This is a genomic window from Providencia sp. PROV202 (genome assembly GCF_028479565.1).
Classification (GTDB): Bacteria; Pseudomonadota; Gammaproteobacteria; order Enterobacterales; family Enterobacteriaceae; genus Providencia; species Providencia zhijiangensis.
Map to the genome: position 1 here is coordinate 1 of NZ_JAMPNV010000026.1, position 24,751 is coordinate 24,751.

43 protein-coding genes are annotated in these 24,751 nt (G+C 43.5%); 6 read left to right on the plus strand and 37 right to left on the minus strand.

Annotated elements, in window-relative coordinates:
* Positions 1 to 239: 239 nt before the first annotated feature.
* Entirely contained in the window at positions 240 to 785 is a 546-nt protein-coding gene (locus PR799_RS17345; RefSeq protein ID WP_154626044.1) for a gamma carbonic anhydrase family protein, read from the plus strand.
* Here PR799_RS17345 and PR799_RS17350 read toward each other — a convergent pair.
* Genes PR799_RS17350 through dprA form a run of 5 tightly spaced genes read right to left on the minus strand, consistent with a single transcriptional unit; the run spans position 761 to position 4,075 of the window.
* Entirely contained in the window at positions 761 to 1,021 is a 261-nt protein-coding gene (locus PR799_RS17350) for a DUF1488 domain-containing protein (protein WP_154626042.1), read from the minus strand. The two genes, PR799_RS17345 and PR799_RS17350, sit on opposite strands and share 25 nt — an antisense overlap.
* Complete coding sequence (gene aroE, locus PR799_RS17355; protein WP_154626040.1) at positions 1,021 to 1,836, minus strand: shikimate dehydrogenase; 816 nt, start codon at positions 1,834 to 1,836, stop codon at positions 1,021 to 1,023. The genes PR799_RS17350 and aroE overlap by 1 nt, the downstream gene beginning before the upstream one ends.
* 6 nt (positions 1,837 to 1,842) lie before the next feature.
* On the minus strand, positions 1,843 to 2,412 hold the full coding sequence (gene tsaC, locus PR799_RS17360) for an L-threonylcarbamoyladenylate synthase type 1 TsaC (RefSeq protein WP_154626038.1): 570 nt from the start codon (positions 2,410 to 2,412) through the stop codon (positions 1,843 to 1,845).
* A 9-nt stretch (positions 2,413 to 2,421) separates the two neighbouring features.
* Positions 2,422 to 2,964, minus strand: a complete 543-nt coding sequence (locus PR799_RS17365) for a DNA topoisomerase family protein (protein WP_154638945.1) — start codon at positions 2,962 to 2,964, stop codon at positions 2,422 to 2,424.
* 31 nt (positions 2,965 to 2,995) lie between these two features.
* On the minus strand, positions 2,996 to 4,075 hold the full coding sequence (dprA, locus tag PR799_RS17370) for a DNA-processing protein DprA (protein ID WP_154626034.1): 1,080 nt from the start codon (positions 4,073 to 4,075) through the stop codon (positions 2,996 to 2,998).
* Positions 4,076 to 4,206: 131 nt separating this feature from the next.
* Between dprA and def the strand changes: the two genes are divergently transcribed.
* From def to mscL, 5 genes are all read left to right on the plus strand, one after another.
* On the plus strand, positions 4,207 to 4,728 hold the full coding sequence (gene def, locus PR799_RS17375; protein ID WP_154626032.1) for a peptide deformylase: 522 nt from the start codon (positions 4,207 to 4,209) through the stop codon (positions 4,726 to 4,728).
* A 44-nt stretch (positions 4,729 to 4,772) separates the two neighbouring features.
* Positions 4,773 to 5,720: a methionyl-tRNA formyltransferase gene (fmt, locus tag PR799_RS17380; protein ID WP_272523046.1), complete on the plus strand. Its 948-nt coding sequence runs from the start codon at positions 4,773 to 4,775 to the stop codon at positions 5,718 to 5,720.
* 74 nt (positions 5,721 to 5,794) lie between these two features.
* Positions 5,795 to 7,081 (plus strand): 16S rRNA (cytosine(967)-C(5))-methyltransferase RsmB, encoded by a 1,287-nt coding sequence (gene rsmB / locus PR799_RS17385; protein WP_272523047.1) that lies wholly within the window; start codon positions 5,795 to 5,797, stop codon positions 7,079 to 7,081.
* Positions 7,082 to 7,114: 33 nt separating this feature from the next.
* On the plus strand, positions 7,115 to 8,491 hold the full coding sequence (gene trkA / locus PR799_RS17390; RefSeq protein WP_154626028.1) for a Trk system potassium transporter TrkA: 1,377 nt from the start codon (positions 7,115 to 7,117) through the stop codon (positions 8,489 to 8,491).
* 115 nt (positions 8,492 to 8,606) lie between these two features.
* Complete coding sequence (mscL, locus tag PR799_RS17395; protein WP_036955890.1) at positions 8,607 to 9,020, plus strand: large-conductance mechanosensitive channel protein MscL; 414 nt, start codon at positions 8,607 to 8,609, stop codon at positions 9,018 to 9,020.
* An 18-nt stretch (positions 9,021 to 9,038) separates the two neighbouring features.
* On the opposite strand, the gene PR799_RS17400 is transcribed toward mscL, so the two are convergent.
* The 32 genes from PR799_RS17400 to bfd all read right to left on the minus strand — a co-directional run bounded on the left by PR799_RS17400 (position 9,039) and on the right by bfd (position 24,606).
* Positions 9,039 to 9,221, minus strand: coding sequence for an alternative ribosome-rescue factor A (locus PR799_RS17400; RefSeq protein ID WP_442959352.1), 183 nt, complete (start codon positions 9,219 to 9,221; stop codon positions 9,039 to 9,041).
* A 26-nt stretch (positions 9,222 to 9,247) separates the two neighbouring features.
* Complete coding sequence (gene zntR, locus PR799_RS17405; protein WP_036955922.1) at positions 9,248 to 9,664, minus strand: Zn(2+)-responsive transcriptional regulator; 417 nt, start codon at positions 9,662 to 9,664, stop codon at positions 9,248 to 9,250.
* A 135-nt stretch (positions 9,665 to 9,799) separates the two neighbouring features.
* A complete protein-coding gene (gene rplQ, locus PR799_RS17410) occupies positions 9,800 to 10,186 on the minus strand; it encodes a 50S ribosomal protein L17 (RefSeq protein WP_036955900.1) in 387 nt (128 codons plus the stop codon).
* 37 nt (positions 10,187 to 10,223) lie between these two features.
* On the minus strand, positions 10,224 to 11,213 hold the full coding sequence (locus PR799_RS17415; protein WP_036955903.1) for a DNA-directed RNA polymerase subunit alpha: 990 nt from the start codon (positions 11,211 to 11,213) through the stop codon (positions 10,224 to 10,226).
* 25 nt (positions 11,214 to 11,238) lie between these two features.
* Positions 11,239 to 11,859, minus strand: coding sequence for a 30S ribosomal protein S4 (rpsD, locus tag PR799_RS17420; RefSeq protein ID WP_004265487.1), 621 nt, complete (start codon positions 11,857 to 11,859; stop codon positions 11,239 to 11,241).
* Between the two features lie 37 nt (positions 11,860 to 11,896).
* Positions 11,897 to 12,286 carry a 30S ribosomal protein S11 gene (gene rpsK, locus PR799_RS17425; protein WP_004388621.1) on the minus strand — a complete coding sequence of 130 codons (390 nt, stop codon included), beginning with the start codon at positions 12,284 to 12,286 and terminating at the stop codon, positions 11,897 to 11,899.
* A gap of 16 nt (positions 12,287 to 12,302) precedes the next feature.
* The gene (gene rpsM, locus PR799_RS17430) at positions 12,303 to 12,659 is read right to left on the minus strand and encodes a 30S ribosomal protein S13 (RefSeq protein ID WP_004907144.1); all 357 of its coding nucleotides are present in this window, start codon (positions 12,657 to 12,659) and stop codon (positions 12,303 to 12,305) included.
* A gap of 145 nt (positions 12,660 to 12,804) precedes the next feature.
* Positions 12,805 to 12,921, minus strand: a complete 117-nt coding sequence (gene rpmJ, locus PR799_RS17435; RefSeq protein WP_004265484.1) for a 50S ribosomal protein L36 — start codon at positions 12,919 to 12,921, stop codon at positions 12,805 to 12,807.
* Positions 12,922 to 12,966: 45 nt separating this feature from the next.
* Positions 12,967 to 14,292, minus strand: a complete 1,326-nt coding sequence (gene secY / locus PR799_RS17440; protein ID WP_006657025.1) for a preprotein translocase subunit SecY — start codon at positions 14,290 to 14,292, stop codon at positions 12,967 to 12,969.
* 7 nt (positions 14,293 to 14,299) lie between these two features.
* Positions 14,300 to 14,734 carry a 50S ribosomal protein L15 gene (gene rplO, locus PR799_RS17445; RefSeq protein ID WP_006657024.1) on the minus strand — a complete coding sequence of 145 codons (435 nt, stop codon included), beginning with the start codon at positions 14,732 to 14,734 and terminating at the stop codon, positions 14,300 to 14,302.
* Positions 14,735 to 14,737: 3 nt separating this feature from the next.
* On the minus strand, positions 14,738 to 14,917 hold the full coding sequence (gene rpmD, locus PR799_RS17450) for a 50S ribosomal protein L30 (protein ID WP_006657023.1): 180 nt from the start codon (positions 14,915 to 14,917) through the stop codon (positions 14,738 to 14,740).
* A gap of 6 nt (positions 14,918 to 14,923) precedes the next feature.
* The gene (gene rpsE / locus PR799_RS17455) at positions 14,924 to 15,424 is read right to left on the minus strand and encodes a 30S ribosomal protein S5 (protein ID WP_006657022.1); all 501 of its coding nucleotides are present in this window, start codon (positions 15,422 to 15,424) and stop codon (positions 14,924 to 14,926) included.
* A 14-nt stretch (positions 15,425 to 15,438) separates the two neighbouring features.
* Positions 15,439 to 15,792 carry a 50S ribosomal protein L18 gene (gene rplR / locus PR799_RS17460; protein WP_006816326.1) on the minus strand — a complete coding sequence of 118 codons (354 nt, stop codon included), beginning with the start codon at positions 15,790 to 15,792 and terminating at the stop codon, positions 15,439 to 15,441.
* A 9-nt stretch (positions 15,793 to 15,801) separates the two neighbouring features.
* Positions 15,802 to 16,335: a 50S ribosomal protein L6 gene (gene rplF / locus PR799_RS17465; RefSeq protein WP_006657020.1), complete on the minus strand. Its 534-nt coding sequence runs from the start codon at positions 16,333 to 16,335 to the stop codon at positions 15,802 to 15,804.
* 14 nt (positions 16,336 to 16,349) lie between these two features.
* The gene (rpsH, locus tag PR799_RS17470; protein WP_004907134.1) at positions 16,350 to 16,742 is read right to left on the minus strand and encodes a 30S ribosomal protein S8; all 393 of its coding nucleotides are present in this window, start codon (positions 16,740 to 16,742) and stop codon (positions 16,350 to 16,352) included.
* A gap of 34 nt (positions 16,743 to 16,776) precedes the next feature.
* A complete protein-coding gene (gene rpsN / locus PR799_RS17475; RefSeq protein WP_004265458.1) occupies positions 16,777 to 17,082 on the minus strand; it encodes a 30S ribosomal protein S14 in 306 nt (101 codons plus the stop codon).
* 12 nt (positions 17,083 to 17,094) lie between these two features.
* Positions 17,095 to 17,634 (minus strand): 50S ribosomal protein L5, encoded by a 540-nt coding sequence (gene rplE, locus PR799_RS17480; protein ID WP_006657019.1) that lies wholly within the window; start codon positions 17,632 to 17,634, stop codon positions 17,095 to 17,097.
* A gap of 15 nt (positions 17,635 to 17,649) precedes the next feature.
* Positions 17,650 to 17,964 carry a 50S ribosomal protein L24 gene (gene rplX, locus PR799_RS17485; RefSeq protein ID WP_004265452.1) on the minus strand — a complete coding sequence of 105 codons (315 nt, stop codon included), beginning with the start codon at positions 17,962 to 17,964 and terminating at the stop codon, positions 17,650 to 17,652.
* A 10-nt stretch (positions 17,965 to 17,974) separates the two neighbouring features.
* Complete coding sequence (rplN, locus tag PR799_RS17490; protein WP_004265449.1) at positions 17,975 to 18,346, minus strand: 50S ribosomal protein L14; 372 nt, start codon at positions 18,344 to 18,346, stop codon at positions 17,975 to 17,977.
* Positions 18,347 to 18,522: 176 nt separating this feature from the next.
* Complete coding sequence (rpsQ, locus tag PR799_RS17495) at positions 18,523 to 18,777, minus strand: 30S ribosomal protein S17 (RefSeq protein ID WP_006657018.1); 255 nt, start codon at positions 18,775 to 18,777, stop codon at positions 18,523 to 18,525.
* Positions 18,777 to 18,968 (minus strand): 50S ribosomal protein L29, encoded by a 192-nt coding sequence (rpmC, locus tag PR799_RS17500; RefSeq protein WP_006657017.1) that lies wholly within the window; start codon positions 18,966 to 18,968, stop codon positions 18,777 to 18,779. The genes rpsQ and rpmC overlap by 1 nt, the downstream gene beginning before the upstream one ends.
* Complete coding sequence (gene rplP, locus PR799_RS17505) at positions 18,968 to 19,378, minus strand: 50S ribosomal protein L16 (RefSeq protein WP_004926449.1); 411 nt, start codon at positions 19,376 to 19,378, stop codon at positions 18,968 to 18,970. Before rplP ends, rpmC begins: the two co-directional genes overlap by 1 nt.
* A gap of 11 nt (positions 19,379 to 19,389) precedes the next feature.
* Positions 19,390 to 20,091 (minus strand): 30S ribosomal protein S3, encoded by a 702-nt coding sequence (gene rpsC, locus PR799_RS17510; protein ID WP_004907131.1) that lies wholly within the window; start codon positions 20,089 to 20,091, stop codon positions 19,390 to 19,392.
* Positions 20,092 to 20,108: 17 nt separating this feature from the next.
* Positions 20,109 to 20,441: a 50S ribosomal protein L22 gene (gene rplV / locus PR799_RS17515; RefSeq protein ID WP_004265430.1), complete on the minus strand. Its 333-nt coding sequence runs from the start codon at positions 20,439 to 20,441 to the stop codon at positions 20,109 to 20,111.
* A gap of 15 nt (positions 20,442 to 20,456) precedes the next feature.
* The gene (gene rpsS, locus PR799_RS17520) at positions 20,457 to 20,735 is read right to left on the minus strand and encodes a 30S ribosomal protein S19 (RefSeq protein ID WP_004265426.1); all 279 of its coding nucleotides are present in this window, start codon (positions 20,733 to 20,735) and stop codon (positions 20,457 to 20,459) included.
* 14 nt (positions 20,736 to 20,749) lie between these two features.
* Positions 20,750 to 21,574: a 50S ribosomal protein L2 gene (gene rplB / locus PR799_RS17525; protein ID WP_006657016.1), complete on the minus strand. Its 825-nt coding sequence runs from the start codon at positions 21,572 to 21,574 to the stop codon at positions 20,750 to 20,752.
* 19 nt (positions 21,575 to 21,593) lie between these two features.
* Positions 21,594 to 21,896, minus strand: a complete 303-nt coding sequence (gene rplW / locus PR799_RS17530) for a 50S ribosomal protein L23 (protein ID WP_006657015.1) — start codon at positions 21,894 to 21,896, stop codon at positions 21,594 to 21,596.
* A complete protein-coding gene (gene rplD / locus PR799_RS17535; RefSeq protein WP_036955909.1) occupies positions 21,893 to 22,498 on the minus strand; it encodes a 50S ribosomal protein L4 in 606 nt (201 codons plus the stop codon). The genes rplW and rplD overlap by 4 nt, the downstream gene beginning before the upstream one ends.
* Before the next feature lie 16 nt (positions 22,499 to 22,514).
* A complete protein-coding gene (gene rplC / locus PR799_RS17540) occupies positions 22,515 to 23,144 on the minus strand; it encodes a 50S ribosomal protein L3 (protein WP_036955911.1) in 630 nt (209 codons plus the stop codon).
* 32 nt (positions 23,145 to 23,176) lie between these two features.
* Complete coding sequence (rpsJ, locus tag PR799_RS17545; RefSeq protein ID WP_001181005.1) at positions 23,177 to 23,488, minus strand: 30S ribosomal protein S10; 312 nt, start codon at positions 23,486 to 23,488, stop codon at positions 23,177 to 23,179.
* Positions 23,489 to 23,810: 322 nt separating this feature from the next.
* Positions 23,811 to 24,284: a bacterioferritin gene (bfr, locus tag PR799_RS17550; RefSeq protein ID WP_036955915.1), complete on the minus strand. Its 474-nt coding sequence runs from the start codon at positions 24,282 to 24,284 to the stop codon at positions 23,811 to 23,813.
* Between the two features lie 121 nt (positions 24,285 to 24,405).
* Positions 24,406 to 24,606 carry a bacterioferritin-associated ferredoxin gene (bfd, locus tag PR799_RS17555; RefSeq protein ID WP_036955919.1) on the minus strand — a complete coding sequence of 67 codons (201 nt, stop codon included), beginning with the start codon at positions 24,604 to 24,606 and terminating at the stop codon, positions 24,406 to 24,408.
* Positions 24,607 to 24,751: the final 145 nt, after the last annotated feature.

Below are 24,751 nucleotides of genomic sequence, written 5' to 3' on the forward strand. Positions count from 1 at the left end.
ATCGTGACAACGGATGCGCATTATAGGGAGCTCGGAAAATTACACAACCTTTTTTTTTAAAAAAAATATCGTTTGCAGATAATTTCATCATTATGCTTTTTTTACTATCATTATGGTTATAAAAACAGCTGTTTTGCCGTATAATTCTATTCTTACTGCCCTCTCTTAATTATTTGATTCTTAATTAAGAGCTTCTTTATAGTTACCTTTATATCCATCTACGTTTTATGGCTACGAATATGAATACATCTTTAAGACCTTATTTAAAAACCTTCCCTTCTGTCGCTGCTACTGTTTTTATTGATCCATCTTCTGTCGTCATTGGAGATGTTCGCTTAGCCGAAGATGTAAGTATCTGGCCACTATCAGTACTACGTGGTGATGTGAATTATATCTCTATAGGTGCACGTACAAATATTCAGGATGGTTCAATTCTACATGTCACCCATAAGTCCACCAGCAATCCTGATGGAAATCCGTTAATCATTGGGGAAGATGTCACTGTTGGGCATAAAGCCATGCTGCATGGATGCACGATCGGTAATCGAGTTCTTGTCGGTATGGGATCTATCGTAATCGATGGGGCTATTATTGAAGATGATGTAGTGATCGGCGCTAATAGCCTCGTCACTCAAGGAAAAAAACTAGAGTCTGGCTACTTATATATGGGAAGCCCAGCCAAAGCGATTCGAAAACTCACCGAAGCTGAACTTAACCATTTACGTTATTCAGCTAATAACTATGTTGAGTGGAAAAATAATTATTTATCGTCCAACAACTCATAGAAGCCATTTTCATTATCGAGTCCTTGTTCAATCAAGGCCTCGAACTCCTCTTCTATATCCCAACGATAATGTTGAAAAAGTGCCAGTGGAGTTTCATTCTGCCCATAGCGCCTAATAAGTAGTGTTTGTGAGACAACACACTCTGAAAGTAGCCCATTGACTAAAACAGGGAAACGTATCTTATTAATAGCGGGATCCCACACTTCCCTATCTGGAAATTGAATCGCCTGATTCATTATTCAAGTTCCTTTTTTAACTCTTTTAATACTGGTTCTATCTCTGGAATCACCCCATGCCAAAGTTTAAAAGCAAATGCTGCTTGCCCAACCAGCATACCTAAGCCATCCGCTAGCTTATTCACTTTATACTGCTTAGCAAATGACAAAAACGGTGTTAAACCTCGTTGATAAAACATGTCATAGCATGCGGTCTGTTGGGAAAATAGTTCAGGATTGATTTTAGGGATCTCGCCAGTCACTCCAGAAGAAGTACCATTAATGATTAGATCAAACTCTGCTGAAATGAGCTGCTCCATTGGTCTACTCTGTATTTTCCCAAGAGCCGAAAACTGGTGAGCTAAAGATTCTGCTTTTATAAAGGTTCTGTTAGTCAATGTAATATCGCAGCCGTACTCAAGTAGAGGTAATAGAGCGCCACGAGTTGCACCACCAGCTCCAATAACCAATATTTTGCTTGTGGGTGACACAAATCCAAGGCGCTGTAGATCAAGCAACAATCCAGCACCATCCGTATTGTCACCCAACAAACGGTGATTATCGAGTTTTCTAATCGTATTTACGGCACCACAGGTTTGGGCTCTTTCTGTCAACTCTGATACGTATTGAAAGGCTCTTTCTTTAAACGGCAATGTAATGTTTGCACCCTGCCCGCCTTTTTCGAAGAAATCTGATAAATAGGCTTCAAAATCTTCTACAGGAGAAAGTATTTTCTGGTATTCAAGATCAATGCCTGTCTGCTTGGCAAACATTTGATGTATTGACGGTGATTTACTGTGTTGAATCGGGTTACCAAAAACTGCAAACATTCCCATTAATCATTATCCTTTACGATATAATTGCCCAGTCAAAGCATCTCGAATTTCTGATGGATTTAATCTTCCACCAACAGCCCCATCAAGAACGGGGATCGTTTCTTTAAACTGTGCAATCACTTCTTCTGTGGTTCGACATGGTTCCAATCCACTCAAATTTGCACTCGTTGATACGATTGGTTTGCCATATTCACTGCAAAGCTCTTTCACTAACTCATGGTTTGTGACACGAACAGCTAAAGTATCAAATTGACCCGTTAACCATTTTGGTGTTGTTTTCTTTGCAGGAATTACCCAAGTGACAGGTCCTGGCCACGTAGCAAACATCGCTTGACGCTGTTGCTCATTAAGTTTGCTGTCATCGATATAATTTTTGAGTTGCTCATAATTATCAGCGATCAAAATTAACCCTTTTTCCCAAGGGCGCTGTTTCAATTCAAGTAATTTATTTACCGCAACCTCACTATCAGGGTCACACCCTAAGCCAAAAACAGCTTCAGTGGGATAAGCGATAACTTGTTGTTGTTTCAGTGCTTCAATAATATTTTTAATTGCAGGTGTAGATTGATTTTGCATAGTTTTAACTCATGATTCTTCTTGTAACTTACCGCAGCGTTTGCTGGCACAGAACAATCTTACTCCCTGTCCAACCTTTTTTTCCATAAGTAATGGGTATTCACAAGACTGACATTTTCCCACTACAGGCTTATTATTCAGGATAAACTGACAGTTAGGATAATTATCGCAAGCATAAAAAGTTTTACCAAAACGGGATTTTCTTTGTAGCAAATTGCCTGTTTGGCATTGAGGACAAGGAACCTTAGTTTCATCCGGTTTATCAATGAGCTCTGTATGTTCACATTCAGGATAGTGGCTACAACCGATAAACATCCCAAAACGCCCTTGTTTTAATACCAAATCATACCCGCATTTAGGACAGCTTTGACCTTCCAATACTTTGACAATGTGAGTCTCTGCAACAGCTCTTAATGGCTTAATATAATGACATTGAGGGTAACCAGAACATGCTAAAAAAGGCCCATGAGCTCCGTTACGGATAACGAGCAAAGAGTTACATTCAGGACAGTACTCATTTTTATCTGTATCAAAAGGCAATTGCTTAGACATGTTTTTGTTTAATCCACTCTTTTTTCAATGACTAGTTTACTCTGATATATCCACCAGCCACTGATATAATTGCGCCATTAATCTCTAATTCAGTTAAGGCTGAAATCACTTGCGTGATAGGTAACTGTAATTCAGTAGCGATGATATCTGCAGGGGTCGATTGGTACCCTACCATACCTAAAATCCGACTTTCTGTCAGATTTAACTCTGTCTGTGCAGAGGTTTCAATCTCCAATTCTGGTTGTATCCAATTTGGTGAACATTCTAGATGCAATAATATGTCTTCGGGTTCTACCAGCAGATATGCCCCTTGTTGTATCAACCAGTGATTACCGCTAAATGCGGAGTTACCTAATGGTGCCGGCAGTGTAAATAGATCCCGATTTTGTTCAATTGCATATCGGGCTGTAATCAACGATCCACTTTTCATACCCGCTTCGATAACCAATACTGCTTTACTTAGCCCACTAATGATACGGTTTCTTCGAGGGAACTGTTTTGGTAATGGGGGAGCATCAGGAAAATACTCTGAAACTAATACACCTTCAGACCTAATTCTTTCTGCTAAATCAAAGTGTTGTTTCGGATAAATATAGGAAAGCCCACTTCCTAGTACAGCGACTGTTTTCCCTTGATTATCTATCGCTGTTTTATGGCTAATACCATCAATACCGAGAGCCAAACCACTGGTGATTGTCAATTTGTAATCTATAAATTTTCGAACAAATGCTTCTGTCCATTTCTTACCATACTCGGTAACTTGCCGACTTCCTATAATAGCAATTTGCTTTTCAGATAATAATTCACTTCGTCCCGACACAAAAAGTAATAATGGCGGGTTATATATCTGCTTTAATAAAAAAGGATATTGCACATCTAAAAATGTAATCAATTGATTTTCTGTATTTTCTAGCCATTTCAACGTTGATTCAATTCGCCTTAAAGAGACATTAAGGAATTGCAATCGTTGCATTTCATTCAGCCCACAAGCTTTTAAGACTGTATGATTTACTTTATCCACTTGTTTTAATTGAGATACTATCTTTGGCGCTATTTTTATTCCAACTCGGCTAACTTGCGAAAGTCTTAGCCATATTTCCTGTTCATTCATTTTGTCTTCCTGACAGTAAGTTAGCACATTTAGAAACGAACAAATCATAACCAATACTGTCAATATGACTGATAAATGTCTAGAATAGACAGTAATTACCTTTCAAATTTTGGAAACTACTCGAAAAATTTATGTCAGTCTTAAACGTGTTACATTATCCAGACGAGCGCCTTCGCACCGTTGCAAAACCAGTTGAAAAAGTTGATGCATCTATCCAGCGTATTATTGATGATATGTTCGATACGATGTATGACGAAGAAGGTATTGGACTCGCAGCAACGCAAGTGGATATCCACCAGCGCATCATCGTTATTGACGTTTCTGAATCACGTAATGAACGCCTTGTACTTATCAATCCTGAGCTGCTTAATAAAGAAGGCGAAACTGGTATAGAAGAAGGCTGCCTATCTATCCCTGAACAGCTAGGATTTGTACCAAGAGCGGAGAAAGTGAAAGTTCGTGCCCTTGATTATAACGGTACATCATTTGAACTTGAAGCTGATGGCCTACTTGCTATCTGCATCCAACATGAAATGGACCATTTAGTTGGAAAATTGTTCGTTGATTACTTATCACCTTTGAAGCGTCAACGTATTCGTCAGAAAGTAGAAAAACTCGATAGACTGAGAGCTAAAGAAGCTAAAAGTCGTTGAGTTGATAAGAAGTTAATCTTTATTACTATAAATGGGAAAGGATCGTGTCAGAACCATTAAGAATTATTTTTGCAGGTACGCCTGATTTCGCAGCTAAGCATTTGGCCGCATTGTTAGAAACCAATCATAATATTGTTGGTGTATTAACTCGTCACGATAAACCTGCAGGTAGAGGCAAAAAGCTAACAGCGAGCCCTGTGAAGATCCTTGCGGAAGAACACGGAATACCAGTTTTCCAGCCTGTTACTTTACGTGATCCAGACAATCAACAGTGGATCAAAGATCAAAATGCTGATCTGATGATTGTCGTTGCTTATGGTTTGCTCCTACCGCAAGCAGTTTTGGATATCCCCCGTTTAGGCTGTTTGAATGTTCATGGTTCGTTGTTACCACGTTGGCGAGGCGCAGCTCCAATCCAACGATCCATTTGGGCTGGCGACCACGAAACTGGTGTCACTATCATGCAAATGGATGCCGGCCTTGATACCGGAGATATGCTATATAAAGCTATTTGTCCGATTACTGCTGAAGATACCAGTGCAACTTTATATGAAAAACTGGCGATTACAGGGCCTAAAGCACTTATTCATACAGTAAATTTACTCTCTTCAGGTCATTGTATCCCAGAGAAACAAGATGATTCTCTCGCTAATTACGCTGAAAAATTATCTAAAGATGAAGCGCGAATTAATTGGCAGCTACCAGCTGAACACATTGAGCGCTGTATTCGAGCCTTTAATCCTTGGCCAATGAGTTATTTCATGGTTCAAGAGCAATTAATCAAAGTATGGCAAGCTGAAGCCATCGCTCAAGAACATAATCAGCGCCCAGGTACTATCATCAGTGCCGATAAAAAAGGCATCAGTGTTGCAACTGGTAATGGGATATTAAATATTACTCAGCTACAACCACCAGGCAAAAAAGCGATGAGTGCGCAAGATATACTTAACTCCCGCCGCGAATGGTTCATTCCTGAGCAATTGCTAGACTAATATATTGGTAGCATTACCTAAAAATGCAAAATTCGGTAATGCTACTTAAGTAACTAATAGACTCTCTTTCAATTATGAAAAACAAATATAATTTGCGTAGTATCGCAGCGACCGCCATTAGTCAAGTATTAGATAACGGGCAATCATTAAGTACCGTTTTACCTGATCTACAACGTAATATTAATGATAAAGATAAAGCGCTACTGCAGGAGATTTGCTTCGGAGTTTTACGTTATCTACCAAAGCTCGAATGGTTTATTAGTCAGCTAATGGAAAAACAGCTAACAGGCAAGCAAAGAACTTTGCATTACCTCATCATGGTTGGGCTTTATCAATTACTCTATACTCGCATCCCTGCACATGCGGCTTTAGCAGAAACCGTGGATGGTGCAGTTGCATTAAAGCGCCCACAGTTGAAAGGCCTAATAAATGGGGTACTACGCTCTTTCCAACGTCAGCAAGTTCAATTAGAAGAACGTAACACAAATAATAATAGCCAATATTTACATCCTAGTTGGTTATTAAAACGCATTCAAGCCGCCTACCCTGATAGCTGGGAAAATATTGTTGATGCCAATAATCAGCGTCCACCTATGTGGTTGAGAGTTAACTCCCAACATCATACAGCCGCACAATATTTAGAGTTACTCGAACAAGCAGAAATTACAGCATACTTGCACCCATCACATCCAAGTGCAATTCGTTTAGAAGAAGCGACTCCTGTTACCCGCTTACCCGGTTTTGAAGATGGCTGGTCAACAGTGCAAGACGTCTCTGCACAAGGTTGCGCTGAACTACTCTCTCCAGCTAATGGCGAAAATATTCTCGACTTATGTGCAGCACCGGGCGGGAAAACAACACATATTTTAGAACTTGCCCCTAAAGCCCATGTTCTCGCCGTAGATATTGATGAGTCACGGCTCAAGCGAGTGAAAGAAAATCTGCAAAGATTGAAGCAACAAGCTATTGTTATTCAAGGGGATGGTACCAAACCTGAAGAATGGGCGAAAGGTCAACAATTTGATCGTATTTTGCTTGATGCTCCATGCTCTGCAACGGGAGTTATTAGACGCCACCCTGATATTAAATGGCTAAGGCGCGATTCAGATATTCAAGAGCTATCTCAGTTACAGGCTCAAATCTTAGAGGCTGTATGGCCATACTTAAAACCTGGCGGCACATTAGTGTATGCCACATGCTCCATCATGCCTGAAGAAAATAGCCAGCAGATTCAGCATTTCCTTTCTAAACATACTGATGCAAGTATGAATGATGGTACAGAATTAGGCTTACAAATATTACCAAGCATAACAGGGGGTGATGGTTTCTTTTACGCCCGCTTACTCAAGCACGTACAGTAATATTTAACAAAGACTCTGAGATAGGAAGATGCTATGAAGATCATTATTCTAGGTGCAGGGCAAGTCGGTGGGACACTCGCTGAAAACTTAGTGGATGAAAATAACGATATTACCGTTGTTGATACCAATGCCGATCGCTTGCGTCAGCTACAGGATCAGTTTGATCTGCGCGTAGTTAATGGGCATGGATCCCATCCCCGAGTTCTTAGAGATGCTGGAGCTGAAGATGCGGATATGTTAGTTGCGGTAACTAACTCAGATGAGACCAACATGGTTGCTTGTCAAATTGCTTATAGCCTATTTAATACGCCGAATAAAATCGCACGTATTCGTGCAACCGAATATATCCGCGAAGCTGACAAGCTTTTTTTGGCAGAACAAATCCCTATTGATTATCTGATATCACCGGAACAGCTGGTTATTGAATATATCTATAAACTTATACAATATCCGGGGGCTCTACAGGTCGTTAATTTTGCCGAAGGTAAAGTAAGCATTGTTGCTGTAAAAGCCTACTATGGGGGTTCTCTAGTAGGTAATGCATTGTCTAGCTTACGTGAGCACATGCCACACATTGATACTCGCGTTGTCGCGATATTCCGTCAAGATAGACCGATTCGCCCTCAAGGTTCCACCATTATTGAAGCGGGTGATGAAGTTTTCTTCGTTGCCTCCACTCAACATATTAGAGCGGTAATGAGTGAGCTCCAGCGATTAGAAAAACCCTACAAGCGTTTAATGATTGTTGGTGGTGGCAACGTAGGTGCTGGCTTAGCTAAGCGATTGGAAAAAGACTATAGCGTTAAACTGATTGAACGTAATCAGGAAAGAGCAACTGAATTAGCTGAATTGCTCCATGATACGATTGTTTTTTATGGTGATGCCTCAGATCAAGAGTTACTAACTGAAGAACACATTGAACAAATGGATGTTTTTATTGCGCTTACCAATGATGATGAAGCAAATATCATGTCCGCTATGCTTGCGAAAAAAATGGGCGCTAAAAAAGCCATGGTATTAATTCAACGCTCTGCCTATGTTGAATTAGTTCAAGGTGGTGTTATTGATATTGCCGTATCTCCACAGCAAGCAACCATTTCAGCTTTACTTGGTCATGTCAGAAAGGCGGATATTGTCAGTGTTTCATCATTGCGCCGAGGAGTTGCAGAGGCTATTGAAGCGATCGCCCACGGTGATGAAAACACATCAAAAGTGGTTGGTAAGAAAATATCAGAAATTAAGCTTCCTCCAGGGACAATTATTGGTGCCATCGTAAGAGAGGAAGAAGTCATTATTGCTAGTGATTACCATATTATCGAGCAAGGTGACCATGTCATTATGTTTATTACCGATAAAAAATATGTTCCGGATGTAGAAAAGCTGTTCCAGCCAAGTCCGTTATTTTTATAATTATCTAAAATAAATAGTAAAAATTTGCAGGTTAATAATTCTAGATACTATAATTTTGTTACGTGGTTCCACACGTTTAGTCATTTAGTTAATAAATAAAGGGAAGGGGTCGTACATGAGTTTTTTAAAAGAGTTCCGCGAATTTGCCATGAAAGGCAACGTTGTGGATATGGCTGTCGGTATTATTATTGGTGCTGCATTTGGTAAAATTGTTTCTTCATTAGTTGCCGATGTGATCATGCCACCATTAGGATTAATCATTGGTGGCGTAGATTTTAAACAATTCAGCCTTGTACTTCGAGAAGCGGAAGGGAGTGTACCTGCCGTAGTGATGAATTATGGGATGTTTATCCAAACAGTTTTTGATTTTGTTATTGTCGCATTTGCTATTTTTATGGCAATCAAGGTAATGAACAAAGTTCGTCGTGAAAAAGAAGAGGCTGCACCAGCAGAACCTGCTGCTCCATCTACAGAAGAAGTTTTACTATCTGAAATTCGTGACTTACTGAAAGAACAGAATAAAAAATAACTAAAAGGCCAGTGGTAATCAGTTTATTAACCGATTACCACTGGCCTCCCAGTTACCTGCCTTATTTGCTTTTCCTTTTCTTGTATAGCTTCCTTTACCTTTCTTATTCTTCTCAACTCTCTGGCGAAATAGTGGGTCATGTAACAGTGCCTCAATGGCATTATCTTTAATCTCACCACGCTTATGCTGATACTTATTCATAATCTACCTTCATTATCAGTTTTAAATTAATAAATTTTTGATGCGCCTTTTTCTAGGATCTCCATGATAGAACAATATGTCGATGCATGCTCATCACCACAACATGCTGAACTCAAGGTCTTCAGTGAGTCTCTCATAATGATCAGCTCTTGGATCTTCTTTTCCACTTCAATCAGCCTGATATCAACAATATTCTTTGATTCCTGACAAGTATGGTGTTCGGGATCAACTCGGATCGACAATAGCTCAGTTATCGCTTCAAGTGTAAACCCTAGCTGCTTAGCATAACGGATAAAACGTAGGCGCTGTAAATCTTGCTCCGTAAACAACCGGTAGCCACCTTCAGTTCTCGTTTTGTGCCCCATCAAACCCTGCTTTTCATAAAAACGGATTGTATCTGGTGTTACATCTGCCAATTTAGCTATTTGACCAATCTTATACATGCTCATTTTCTTATGCCTATAAGTATGGATAGAAAATAAAAATTCAAGGATGGAAAAGAATTAATTTGGAGGGTAAGAATAGCAGGTACAAAAAAACCGGGCAATACACCCGGTTTTCTTGAAAGCAATTACAGATTACTCTGCAGCTGCTTCTTGAGACTCAACAGCACGGTCAACAAGCTCGATGTAAGCCATCGGAGCGTTGTCGCCTGCGCGGAAGCCACACTTAAGAATACGAGTGTAACCACCTGCGCGAGCTGCGAAACGAGGTCCCAGTTCATTAAATAATTTTGCAACGATCTCGTTATCACGAGTACGTGCGAATGCCAGACGACGATTAGCTACGCTGTCGGTCTTGGCAAGAGTAATCAGCGGCTCAACGACGCGACGCAGTTCTTTCGCTTTAGGCAGAGTCGTCTTGATGATTTCATGACGAACTAAAGAACCTGCCATGTTACGGAACATAGCTTGGCGGTGGCTGCTGTTGCGGTTCAATTGACGACCACTCTTACGATGGCGCATGACCTTATCCTTCTCAGTAAAACCTTAACCTGTGATCCTAATCATCAGCAATACTTGCTGGTGGCCAATTTTCTAAGCGCATGCCCAGAGAAAGACCACGAGATGCCAAGACGTCCTTAATTTCAGTAAGAGATTTCTTACCAAGGTTCGGAGTTTTGAGCAACTCAACTTCTGTACGCTGTACCAGATCACCGATGTAGTGGATAGCTTCTGCTTTGAGGCAGTTAGCAGAGCGGACAGTCAATTCCAGATCGTCAACTGGGCGCAGTAAGATAGGATCGAATTCTGGTTTCTCTTCTTTAACTTCTGGCTGACGTACATCACGTAGGTCAACAAAAGCTTCAAGTTGTTCAGCCAGAATGGTAGCTGCACGGCGAATCGCCTCTTCAGGATCGATTGTACCATTAGTTTCCATTTCGATTACTAACTTATCCAAGTCAGTACGCTGTTCAACACGAGCTGCTTCAACATTGTAGGCAATACGCTCTACAGGGCTATAGCAAGCATCGACTAACAGACGACCGATTGGGCGCTCATCTTCTTCCGAATGAACTCGGGCAGAAGCCGGCACATAACCACGACCACGCTGAACTTTAATACGCATATTTACAGATGCGCTTTCGTCAGTGAGGTGGCAGATCACATGCTGTGGCTTGACGATTTCGACATCACCATCATGGATGATGTCGGCTGCAGTCACAGGGCCAATGCCAGATTTATTCAAGGTTAAAATAACTTCATCTTTCCCCTGAACTTTTACCGCCAGCCCTTTCAGGTTGAGGAGAATCTCCAGGATATCTTCCTGTACACCTTCTTTGGTGCTGTACTCATGCAGTACACCATCAATCTCAACCTCTGTCACCGCACAACCCGGCATAGACGAAAGCAGAATACGGCGCAGTGCGTTACCTAGAGTGTGGCCAAAGCCGCGCTCTAAAGGCTCAAGGGTCACCTTAGCGTGCGTCGAACTCACTTGCTCGATATCTACCAGGCGCGGTTTTAGAAACTCTGTCACAGAACCCTGCATTGTGTCCTCTCTTTGGTGCTAAGCTTTACTTGGAGTAAAGCTCGACGATCAGGTGTTCGTTAATGTCCGCAGACAAGTCAGTACGTTCAGGAATACGTTTGAACACACCTTCCATTTTAGCAGCATCAACTTCCAGCCAAGTTGGCTTCTCACGCTGTTCAGCCAGCTCTAAAGCAGCCTTGATACGAGACTGTTTTTTAGCTTTCTCACGAACGCTGATAACGTCATTCGGGGAAACCTGATAAGAAGCGATATTAACTACACGACCATTTACCATGATAGCTTTATGGCTAACCATTTGACGTGCTTCTGCGCGAGTTGCGCCAAAGCCCATACGGTAAACGACGTTATCTAAACGACCTTCCAGCAGGGTCAGCAGGTTTTCACCTGTGTTGCCTTTCAGGCGAGTTGCTTCTTTATAATAGTTACGGAATTGACGTTCCAGAACACCGTAAATACGACGAACTTTTTGTTTTTCACGTAACTGAACACCATAGTCAGACAGACGCGGTTTACGCGCACCGTGCTGGCCAGGTGCCTGTTCTAATTTACACTTGGTGTCAATCGCGCGAACACCAGACTTCAGGAAGAGGTCTGTTCCTTCGCGACGGCTCAGCTTGAGCTTAGGACCCAAATATCTAGCCATTTTCTTTCTCCAACAGTCCTAAAAAAAACGAAACGTATTAAACGCGACGTTTTTTCGGTGGGCGACAACCGTTATGAGGGATAGGAGTCACATCAGTAATATTAGTGATGCGGAAACCAGCGGCGTTCAGAGCACGAATTGTTGATTCGCGACCCGGACCCGGTCCCTTAACCATAACTTCCAGGTTTTTGATTCCGTATTCTTTCACAGCTTCTGCGCAACGCTCTGCCGCAACTTGTGCTGCGAACGGAGTGGATTTGCGAGAACCACGGAAACCGGAACCACCGGCAGTTGCCCAACCTAATGCGTTACCCTGACGGTCAGTAATGGTAACGATTGTGTTGTTGAAAGAAGCATGGATATGAGCCACACCGTCTGAGACTTGTTTTCTTACACGCTTACGTGCACGAACTGGTGCCTTTGCCATTATTCAATACCCCGACTTATTTCTTGATCGGCTTACGCGGACCCTTACGGGTACGAGCGTTAGTCTTAGTACGCTGTCCGCGCACAGGAAGACCACGACGATGACGTAAACCACGGTAACATCCAAGGTCCATAAGACGCTTGATGCTCAGGGTAATTTCACGGCGTAAGTCACCTTCTACAACATATTTAGCAACTTCGTCACGCAGCTTGTCGATTTGTTCTTCAGACAGCTCACTGATCTTAACATTTTCAGCAATACCAGTTGCTTCACAGATAGCCTGTGAACGAGTTTTGCCGATGCCGAAAATCGATGTTAAAGCGATTACGGTATGTTTATGATCAGGAATGTTAATGCCTGCTATACGGGCCACTATGCACTCCTAAGTTAAAATATACATTACTGTGCTGAAAAGCCCGTTTTCAGGATACTCAAACAATAATGTATCTTAGATAAAAAAGATTGGCTGGCTAATTTAGCCAGCTCAACCCAACTTTGCAAGAAAAAAATGCTTTTTCTTAGCCTTGACGTTGTTTATGTCTTGGCTCAACACTGCAAATCACACGAACGCTACCATTGCGACGAATAATTTTGCAGTTACGGCATAATTTCTTGACGGAAGCACGAACTTTCATTTTTACTCTCCGTAACTTCTAAGCAAACCATAATCACTCGCGTGATTATTTACCTTTTAGATTTGCTTTCTTCAATGCAGACTCATACTGACTTGACATCATCAGAGTTTGCACTTGAGCCATAAAGTCCATGATAACGACAACCACGATTAAGAGGGAAGTACCACCAAAGTAAAAAGGTACTTTCATTGCGTCACGCATGAACTCCGGGATTAGGCAGATAAAGGTAATATAAAGAGCACCGACTAATGTTAATCGTGTCATTACCTTATCGATGTACTTGGCCGTTTGCTCTCCCGGACGAATTCCTGGTACAAATGCACCGGACTTCTTCAGGTTATCTGCTGTTTCTCTTGGGTTGAAAACCAACGCAGTATAGAAGAAACAGAAGAAGATGATCGCAGAGGCATAAAGCAACACATATAACGGTTGTCCAGGCTGTAAGTACATAGATACTGTAGTCAGCCAGTCCCAACCAGTTCCATCACCAAACCAAGACGCTATTGTACCCGGGAATAGTATGATACTGGAAGCAAAAATTGCAGGAATTACACCCGCCATATTCACTTTTAACGGTAAATGTGTACTTTGTGCAGCGTAGACACGGCGTCCTTGTTGGCGTTTAGCGTAGTTTACGACGATACGACGTTGACCACGTTCCATAAACACTACAAAGAAAGTTACCGCGAATACTAATACCGCAACCAACAGCAACAGGAGGAAGTGCAGATCGCCTTGCCGAGCTTGCTCGATAGTATGGCCAATAGCCGGCGGGAGACCCGCAACAATACCAGCGAAGATAATAATTGAAATACCGTTACCGATACCTCTTTCAGTTATCTGCTCACCTAACCACATAAGGAACATAGTCCCTGTGACTAAGCTAACAACTGCCGTGAAGTAGAATGGGAGGCCTGGATCAAGAACTAATCCCTGCATCCCTGGCATATTCGGTAGACCCATTGCAATACCAATAGATTGGAATATTGCTAATACCAGAGTACCCCAGCGAGTATATTGGCTTATCTTCCGACGACCTGCTTCTCCTTCCTTCTTGATCTCTGCTAATCGTGGGTTAACCACAGATAATAACTGGACAATGATCGATGCCGAAATATACGGCATGATACCCAGAGCAAAGATAGAAGCACGGCTAAGAGCACCACCAGAGAACATGTTAAACATTTCAATGATGGTGCCTTGTTGCTGTTCGAGCAATTTGGCAAGCACAGTGGCATCAATACCAGGGATTGGAATAAAAGAACCAATTCGGAAAACAATTAGCGCCCCAATAACAAACAAAAGTCTGCGTTTTAGTTCGCCAGCTCCACCTTTGGCACTTTGGAAATCTAATCCTGGTTGTTTAGCCATCTGTCACTTATTCCTCAATTTTACCGCCGGCAGCTTCGATTGCAGCGCGAGCACCTTTAGTAACACGAAGGCCACGTACAGTAACTGCACGATTCACTTCGCCAGACAGAATAACTTTTGCGTATTCAATCTGGATGTCAATAACGTTCGCGGCTTTCAGTGCGTTCAGATCAATAACATCGCCTTCAACAGAAGCAAAATCAGACAGACGGATTTCCGCAGTGATCATTGCTTTACGTGAAGTGAAACCGAATTTCGGTAAACGACGGTATAAAGGCATCTGGCCACCTTCGAAACCACGACGTACGCCACCGCCAGAACGAGACTTCTGACCTTTGTGACCACGGCCGCCGGTTTTACCCAGACCAGAACCGATACCACGACCTACGCGTTTAGGCGCGTGCTTGGCACCTTCAGCCGGAGACAGAGTATTTAAACGCATCTCTTACTCCTCAACTTTAACCATGTAGGAAACCAAGTTGATCATACCACGAACAGCAGGAGTATCCTCGCGCTCTACTGTATGACCAATGCGACGCAGACCTAAACCGACCAGTGTTGCCTTGTGTTTCGGCAGACGACCGATTGAACTGCGAACTTGTGTAATTTTAATAGTCTTAGCCATGGCTGATTACCCCAGAATTTCTTCGACGGATTTTCCACGCTTAGCTGCGACCATTTCTGGAGACTTCATGCTGTCTAAAGCATCCAGTGTTGCACGAACCACGTTGATTGGGTTAGTGGAACCATAGGTTTTAGCCAGTACGTTGCGAACTCCAGCTACCTCTAAAACAGCACGCATTGCACCACCGGCAATAATACCGGTACCTTCGTGAGCAGGTTGCATAAACACGCGAGAACCGGTGTGTGTACCTTTCACTGGGTGGAATAATGTGCCGTTGTTTAGAGCAACGGTTTTCATACTGCGACGGGCTTTTTCCATCGCTTTCTGGATTGCTGCCGGAACTTCGCGCGCTTTGCCGTAACCAAAACCAACGCGACCGTTACCATCACCAACTACAGTCAGTGCGGTAAAGCTGAAAATACGGCCACCTTTAACGGTTTTAGCTACGCGGTTTACCGCGATCAGCTTTTCCTGCAGTTCGCCAGCTTGTTTTTCGATGTGAGACATCTTACACCTCTACCTTAGAACTGAAGGCCAGCTTCACGGGCAGCATCTGCCAGTGCCTGGACTCTACCATGATATTGGAAACCAGAACGGTCAAAAGCAACAACAGTGATGCCTTTTTCCAGTGCACGCTCAGCAATTAATTTACCAACTGCTGCTGCTGCATCTTTGTTTCCAGTGAATTTCACTTGCTCATTGATAGCTTTTTCTGTAGTAGAAGCGGCAACCAATGTTTCAGAACCGTTAGGTGCAATAACCTGCGCATAAATATGGCGTGGAGTACGATGTACCACCAGGCGAGTCGCACCCAACTCTTGGATCTTGCGGCGTGCGCGGGTCGCACGACGGATACGAGCTGCTTTCTTATCCATAGTGTTACCTTACTTCTTCTTAGCCTCTTTAGTACGCACGATTTCATCGGCGTAACGAACACCTTTACCTTTATAAGGCTCAGGACGACGGTAAGCACGCAATTCTGCCGCTACTTGACCAATCACTTGCTTGTCCGCACCTTTCAGTACGATTTCAGTTTGTGTTGGACATTCAGCAGTAATGCCTGCTGGCAGTGCGTGTTCAACCGGATGCGAGAAACCTAAAGACAAGCTTACTGCATTGCCTTTGATTGCTGCACGGTAACCAACACCGACCAGTTGAAGTTTTTTGGTGAAGCCTTCGGTAACACCGATAACCATCGCATTCAGCAGTGAGCGAGAAGTACCCGCTTGTGCCCATGCATCAGCAAAACCTTCGCGCGGAGCGAAAGTTAAGTGGCCATCTTCATGTTTAACTTCAACTGCATTATGGATAGTACGAGTAAGCTCGCCGTTTTTACCCTTGATCGAAATAACCTGACCGTTGAGTTTTACCTCTACGCCGGCAGGAATGACGACGGGTGCTTTTGCCACACGAGACATTCTTTCCTCCCGAATTAAGCTACGTAGCAGAGAATCTCGCCACCAAGACCAGCTTGGCGAGCTGCACGATCAGTCATGACACCTTTAGAGGTAGAAACAACAGCGATACCTAAGCCAGCCATAACTTGTGGCAGCTCATCTTTTTTCTTATAGATGCGCAGACTTGGGCGGCTTACACGCTGGATGCTTTCTACGACAGCCTTACCTTGGAAATAACGCAAAGTCAGTTCCAATTCTGGCTTGATGTCGCCTTCAATTTTAAAATCTTCAATATAACCTTCTTCCTTCAGCACTTTGGCAATCGCCACTTTCAGCTTGGAGGAAGGCATGGTGACCGCAACTTTATTCGCGGCCTGACCGTTACGGATACGGGTCAGCATATCCGCGATGGGATCTTGCATGCTCATCTGTCTTTACTCCCGTGATTCAATATGGTGACAATTACCAACTAGCCTTTTTAAGGCCCGGGATTTCACCGCGCATAGCGGCTTCACGGACTTTAATACGGCTCAGACCAAATTTCCGCAGGAAACCATGCGGACGCCCAGTTTGACGGCAGCGGTTACGCTGACGAGAAGGACTTGAATCACGTGGCAGTGTTTGCAGCTTGAGAACAGCGTCCCAGCGATCTTCATCAGATGCTTTAACATCAGAGATGATAGCTTTCAGTTCTACGCGTTTTGCGAAGAATTTCTCAGCTAATTTAGCACGCTTAACATCACGCGCTTTCATAGATTTCTTAGCCATGAGTAACCTGCCTTACTTGCGGAACGGGAAGTTGAACGCTGCTAACAGTGCGCGACCTTCATCATCAGATTTCGCAGTAGTGGTGATAGTAATATCTAAACCACGTACACGATCCACTTTATCGTAATCGATTTCAGGGAAGATGATTTGTTCACGTACACCCATGCTGTAGTTACCGCGACCATCGAAAGACTTAGCGGACAAGCCACGGAAGTCACGAATACGTGGTACAGCAATAGAAATCAGACGCTCAAGGAACTCCCACATGCGTTCGCCACGCAGAGTTACTTTACAGCCGATTGGATAGCCCTGACGGATTTTGAAGCCTGCAACAGATTTGCGTGCTTTGGTGATCAATGGTTTTTGACCAGAGATTGCTGTTAAGTCAGCTGCTGCATTATCCAGCAGTTTTTTATCAGCGATCGCTTCACCAACACCCATATTCAGGGTGATCTTCTCGACCCGAGGGACTTGCATGACAGAAGTGTAGTTAAACTCAGTCATGAGTTTATTAACTACTTCGTCTTTATAGTAATCATGCAGTTTCGCCATCGTATACTCCAAAAATTACTTGATAGTTTCACTGTTAGATTTGAAGAAACGGACTTTTTTGCCGTCTTCGAATCTAAAGCCTACACGGTCAGCCTTGCCAGTTGCCGCGTTAAAGATTGCAACGTTAGAAACTTGAATAGCCGCTTCTTTTTCAACGATGCCACCTGGTTGGTTCAGAGCCGGAACTGGCTTCTGATGTTTTTTAACCAGATTGATACCTTCAACGATAACTTTACTAGAAGAAATAACCTGCTTTACTTTACCGCGCTTACCTTTGTCTTTCCCAGTTAGCACGATAACTTCGTCATCACGACGGATTTTCGCTGCCATAGTTCGCTCCTTAGAGTACTTCAGGTGCCAGAGAGATAATTTTCATAAACTTCTCATTACGAAGTTCACGAGTTACCGGCCCAAAAATACGCGTACCGATTACTTGCTCACTGTTATTGTTTAATAACACACAAGCATTACCATCGAAGCGAATGACAGAACCGTCAGGGCGACGTACACCCTTCTTGGTGCGCACCACTACCGCTTTCAGGACATCACCCTTTTTAACTTTACCGCGTGGAATTGCTTCCTTAACAGTAATTTTAATGATGTCGCCTACATGTGCATAGCGACGGTGCGAGCCACCTAGAACCTTGATACACATTACGCGACGTGCACCGGAGTTGTCGGCCACGTTCAGCATAGTCTGTTCTTGGATCATTTTAGTGCTCCGCTAAATGTCAACTACTACTGAGCCACCTCATTATGAAGAGGCCGTTCAAATATACCCATACTACGAGGGCGCGGCATTATAACACCACATCTTCGTGTTGGACAGGAAAAAATAAACGGCTCGATCAAAAAGAGCCGTTTATTCATCACGAAAAATCTATTCTATTACAGAACAGCTTTTTCTACAACGCGAACTAAGGCCCAAGACTTAGTCTTAGACAGTGGACGAGTTTCGCGGATTTCTACCACGTCACCAATTCCACATTCATTGTTCTCGTCATGTACGTGCAATTTAGTCGTACGACGGATGAATTTACCATACAGAGGGTGTTTCACCATACGCTCGATAGCAACAACAATAGATTTCTCCATTTTGTCACTAACTACACGACCTTGCAGAGTACGGATTTTATCGTTCATTACGCACCTGCCTTCTCAGTCAGTAAAGTCTTCACGCGTGCGATATCACGACGCACTTGTTTCATTAGATGAGACTGTTGCAGCTGACCACTCGCAGCCTGCATACGTAAGTTAAATTGCTCACGTAACAGGTTTAAAAGTTCAGCGTTCAGCTCTTCTACGCTTTTTTCGCGCAGCTCTTGTGCTTTCATTACATCACCGTCTTAGTTACAAAGGTGGTTTTGATAGGCAGTTTCGCTGCTGCCAGAGAGAATGCTTCACGAGCCAGCTCTTCAGGCACACCGTCCATTTCATACAGGACTTTACCAGGCTGAATTAAGGCAACCCAATATTCTACGTTACCTTTACCTTTACCCATACGAACTTCGAGTGGCTTTTCAGTGATTGGCTTGTCTGGGAATACACGAATCCAGATTTTACCTTGACGCTTAACAGCACGGGTCATAGCACGACGTGCCGCTTCGATCTGACGTGCAGTCAGACGACCACGGCCAACAGCTTTAAGACCGAAAGTGCCGAAGCTAACATCCGTACCTTGCGCCAGACCACGGTTGCGGCCTTTGTGCACCTTACGGAATTTTGTACGCTTTGGTTGTAACATAGCGACGCTCCTTACTTGCGGCCTTTACGCTGCTGCTTTTTAGGTTGAGCAGCTGGTTTCTCAGCTTGTTCAACTGCAGCCATACCACCCAGAATCTCACCTTTGAAGATCCATACCTTAACGCCGAGAACACCATAAGTGGTGTGCGCTTCTGAAGTGTTGTAATCGATGTCAGCACGTAATGTGTGCAGTGGCACACGGCCTTCACGATACCACTCGGTACGAGCGATTTCAGCACCGCCTAAACGGCCACTGACTTCAACTTTGATACCTTTAGCGCCCAGACGCATTGCGTTCTGTACTGCACGCTTCATAGCACGACGGAACATAACACGACGTTCCAGCTGTGAAGAGATGCTGTCAGCAACTAATTTAGCGTCCAGTTCTGGTTTACGAACTTCGGCGATATTGATTTGCGCAGGAACACCAGCGATATCCGCTACTGTTTTACGCAGTTTTTCAACGTCTTCACCTTTCTTACCGATAACGATACCTGGGCGAGCAGTGTGAATAGTCACACGGATGCTTTTAGCAGGACGCTCGATTACGATGCGTGAAATTGACGCTTTTGCCAATTCTTTATTCAAGTACTGGCGTACTTTAAAGTCGCTGTCTAGGTTGTCAGCGAATTCATTAGTATTCGCATACCAAGTAGAGTTCCAAGGTTTGACAATACCCAGGCGAATACCATTAGGATGTACTTTCTGACCCATTGCTAGTCTCCAGAGTCTCAGCGATCGGACACAACCACAGTAATGTGGCTGGTGCGCTTAAGAATACGATCTGCACGGCCTTTCGCACGCGGCATGATGCGTTTCATAGTTGGACCTTCGTCTACGAAAATTTTCGCAACTTTCAGATCATCAATGTCAGCGCCATCGTTTTGCTCTGCGTTAGCAATAGCAGATTCCAGTACTTTCTTCACTAAACCAGCAGCTTTCTTGTTGGTGTAGGTCAGAATTTCCAGAGCTTGCGACACTTTCTTACCGCGAATCAGGTCGGCTACTAAGCGAACCTTCTGGGCAGAAGAACGAGCGTGGCGATGCATAGCTAAAGTTTCCATCTCTTCCTCCTATCCTTAACGTTTCTTAGCTTTCTTATCTGCCGCGTGGCCGCGATAAGTGCGAGTCGGTGCGAATTCACCCAGTTTGTGACCAACCATTTCGTCGGTTACGAATACTGGAACATGCTGACGACCATTATGGACAGCGATGGTCAATCCGATCATATTAGGAAAGATCGTTGAACGACGGGACCAAGTCTTGAGAGGCTTCTTGTCTCCGCTTTCCACCGCTTTCTCTACCTTCTTCAGCAAGTGCAGGTCAATAAAAGGACCTTTCTTGAGAGAACGTGGCATGGCTTATCCTCTAATTATTTTTTAGAACGATGACGTACGATGAATTGATCAGTACGCTTGTTACTACGAGTTTTCTTACCTTTGGTTTGAACGCCCCATGGTGTTACTGGGTGTTTACCAAAGTTACGGCCTTCACCACCACCATGTGGATGGTCAACTGGGTTCATCGCAGTACCGCGAACGGTAGGACGAATACCACGCCAGCGGCTAGCACCAGCTTTACCAAGAACTCGTAACATGTGTTCAGCGTTACCAACTTCACCTAAGGTTGCACGGCAATCAGCTAAAACTTTACGCATTTCACCAGAACGCAGACGCAGGGTGACATAAGCACCATCACGAGCAACGATTTGAGCGTAAGTACCTGCTGAACGCGCTAACTGACCACCTTTACCTGGTTTCAGTTCGATGTTATGAACTGTAGAACCAACAGGGATGTTGCGCATTGGCAGTGCGTTACCAGCTTTGATAGCTGAATCAACGCCAGATTGAATCTGGTCACCAGCTTTCAGGCCTTTTGGTGCAAGAATATAACGACGTTCACCGTCTTTATATAGTACCAGTGCAATGTTCGCAGAACGGTTTGGATCATATTCCAAACGTTCAACAACTGCAGGGATACCGTCTTTGTTGCGTTTGAAGTCAACTAAACGATAATGCTGCTTATGGCCACCACCGATATGACGGGTAGTGATACGGCCATTGTTGTTACGACCACCGGATTTGCTGTTTTTTTCTAACAGCGGAGCATAAGGCTTACCCTTATGCAGCTCAGGGTTAACCACTTTAACAACGTGGCGACGGCCCGGAGACGTAGGTTTACATTTAACAACTGCCATTGTTCTTTACTCCTCCGACTTACTCTGCGCCGCTAACGAAGTCCAGATTCTGGCCTTCTTTCAGCGTAACGTAAGCTTTTTTCCAGTCACTACGACGACCAGAACGCTGACCGTGGCGTTTAGTTTTGCCTTTTACCAGCAAAGTGTTAACACCTTCAACTTCAACTTCAAACAGTTTCTGTACAGCAGCTTTGATTTCTGCTTTAGTTGCGTCTTTTGCAACTTTGAGAACGATGGTGTTGCTTTTTTCCATCGCTGTAGAAGCTTTTTCAGATACGTGCGGCGCGCGCAGTACTTGTAGCAGACGTTCTTCACGGATCATGCCAGCATCTCCTCAACTTGCTTCACAGCATCAGCAGTCATAACCACTTTGTCGAAAGCAATCAGGCTAACTGGGTCGATACCTGCTGCATCACGAACGTCAACCTTGTACAGGTTACGTGCTGCTAAGAACAGATTTTCATCTAATTCAGCAGTGATGATCAGAACATCTTGCAGAGCCATATCTTTCAGTTTCTGTGCCAGCAGCTTAGTTTTAGGTGCTTCTACAGAGAACTGTTCGACAACGATCAGACGATCTTGACGTACCAATTCAGACAGGATGCTTTTCAGAGCACCACGGTACATCTTCTTATTAACTTTTTGACTGTGGTCCTGTGGTTTAGCTGCGAAGCTAACACCACCAGAGCGCCAGATTGGGCTCTTGATTGAACCAGAACGTGCACGGCCTGTGCCTTTTTGACGCCATGGTTTTTTACCAGAACCAGAAACTTCAGCACGAGTTTTCTGAGCACGAGTACCTTGACGAGCACCAGCTGCATACGCAACAACTACTTGGTGAACAAGCGCTTCATTGAAATCACGCCCGAAGGTAGTTTCGGAAACAGTCAGCGCGCTTTGCGCGTCTTTCATTACCAATTCCATTCCTATCTCCTCGACGTTAAGCCTTGACAGCCGGTTTTACGATCAGGTTGCTACCAGTTGCTCCTGGAACAGCACCTTTGACCAGCAGCAGGTTGCGCTCAGCGTCAACACGTACTACATCTAAGCTTTGAACAGTTACACGTTCATTACCCAGTTGGCCTGCCATTTTCTTGCCTTTGAACACTTTGCCCGGAGTCTGGTTCTGACCGATAGAACCCGGAACACGGTGAGACAAGGAGTTACCGTGAGTAGCATCTTGAGTACGGAAATTCCAGCGCTTAACTGTGCCGGCAAAACCTTTACCTTTAGATGTACCAGTAACGTCGACTTTTTTAACGTCAGCGAAAATTTCAACGCTAATGCTTTGACCTACGTTAAACTCAGTACCTTCTTCAGTACGGAATTCACGCAGAATGCGGCCAGCTTCAACGCCAGCTTTAGCGAAATGACCTGCTTCAGGCTTAGTTACACGGTTAGCTTTTTTGCTACCAGTAGTAACCTGAATTGCATTGTAACCGTCAGTTTCTGCAGTTTTAACCTGAGTAACGCGGTTATTTTCAATTTCGATAACAGTTACAGGGATGGAAACGCCATCTTCAGTGAAGATACGAGTCATACCCACTTTCTTACCGACTAAACCAATCATTGTTTCAACCTCTCAATCGTTCGACGACCTGATTAACCCAGGCTGATCTGCACGTCAACGCCGGCAGCCAGATCCAGACGCATCAGAGCATCAACGGTCTTCTCGGTTGGCTCAACGATGTCAACCAGACGTTTGTGAGTGCGAATTTCGTACTGATCACGCGCGTCTTTGTTAACGTGCGGAGAGATCAGAACGGTAAAACGCTCTTTACGTGTCGGCAGCGGGATAGGACCACGTACTTGCGCACCAGTGCGCTTAGCAGTCTCTACGATTTCCGCAGTTGATTGATCGATTAAACGATGATCAAAAGCTTTCAGGCGGATACGGATTCTTTGGTTCTGCATGAGACCAGAGCTCCAACTATTTTATAAACGTAAATGATTACTCCTCGCACCCATTTCGATTGATAGGGGAGTGTAATCGTTCTTGATGTAACCCCCATATCGGGAGTATTGTCTAAATGAGCAACAAATCGTTGACTCAATACTGAGATTTCAGTCCTAAAATTTAGGGCTTACTCATCAGTAAGCCCGCGCATTATACGTAATTTATTGCGAAACGCAAGCAATCGGGGAAAATATGTGCGAATTTTCTGATGTGCAAATTTAGCAGATATAAAAAAGGCCCATCACTGGGCCTAATTACGTTTTCGCCAATCATGCAAAGCTATTCTTCGATAACTTGTGCCTGAAGATAGTTTTGAATACCTAAACGTTTGATCAATTCAAGCTGAGTTTCAATCCAATCTATGTGATTTTCTTCATCTGCAAGAATCTCTATCATTAAGTCTCGACTAACATAATCATGAATTGAATCCGCATAACTAATGGCTTCTTTTAAATTTTTGGCGCCATCAAGTTCTAATTTCAGATCTGAAGCAAGCATCTCTTCGACATCTTCACCAATATTCAGCTTACCGAGATCTTGTAGATTCGGAATACCTTCGAGAAATAAAATGCGCTCAATGTACTTATCCGCGTGTTTCATTTCATCAATCGACTCGTGATATTCCATTTCATTGAGTTTAGTTAGCCCCCAATTTTTAAACATCCGGGCATGTAGAAAATATTGATTAATTGCAACAAGTTCATTGCCCAGCAATTTATTTAAGTGGGCTATCATTTTTTTATCGCCTTTCATTTTTACCCTCCATCGCTTCCAGTCCTATAAGTGTAGTACTGAAATTGATGGCATGAATAATATTTACACAGTTATCTGCGTGGCGAATTTTAACAAAACAATAGAGGGGTATGTGAAAGGGTTATGCAACGTGTTCAATACATTGCTCTTCAAGATGCTGAAGTTCTTCCTGTAAAATCTCGCGCGTTTGTCGGATACATTTTCCGCACTCGCGCCCTACTGGTAAAATTTGACGTAGCCCTTTCAACGAGGTGACGTGATATTTACGCGCCACATTCCTGATTTGTTTATCAGTGATTGCTTCACAAAGGCATACATACATGATCATTTACCTGCATAAATTACGTACAGTAAGTTTAAATGAAAATGATTGGCATTTCAATTATCATTAATGACAGTATTTGAAAAGAAAATAAATTAATGAGCTATACAAAAACAAAAAGGACGTCCTAAGACGTCCCTTTTCT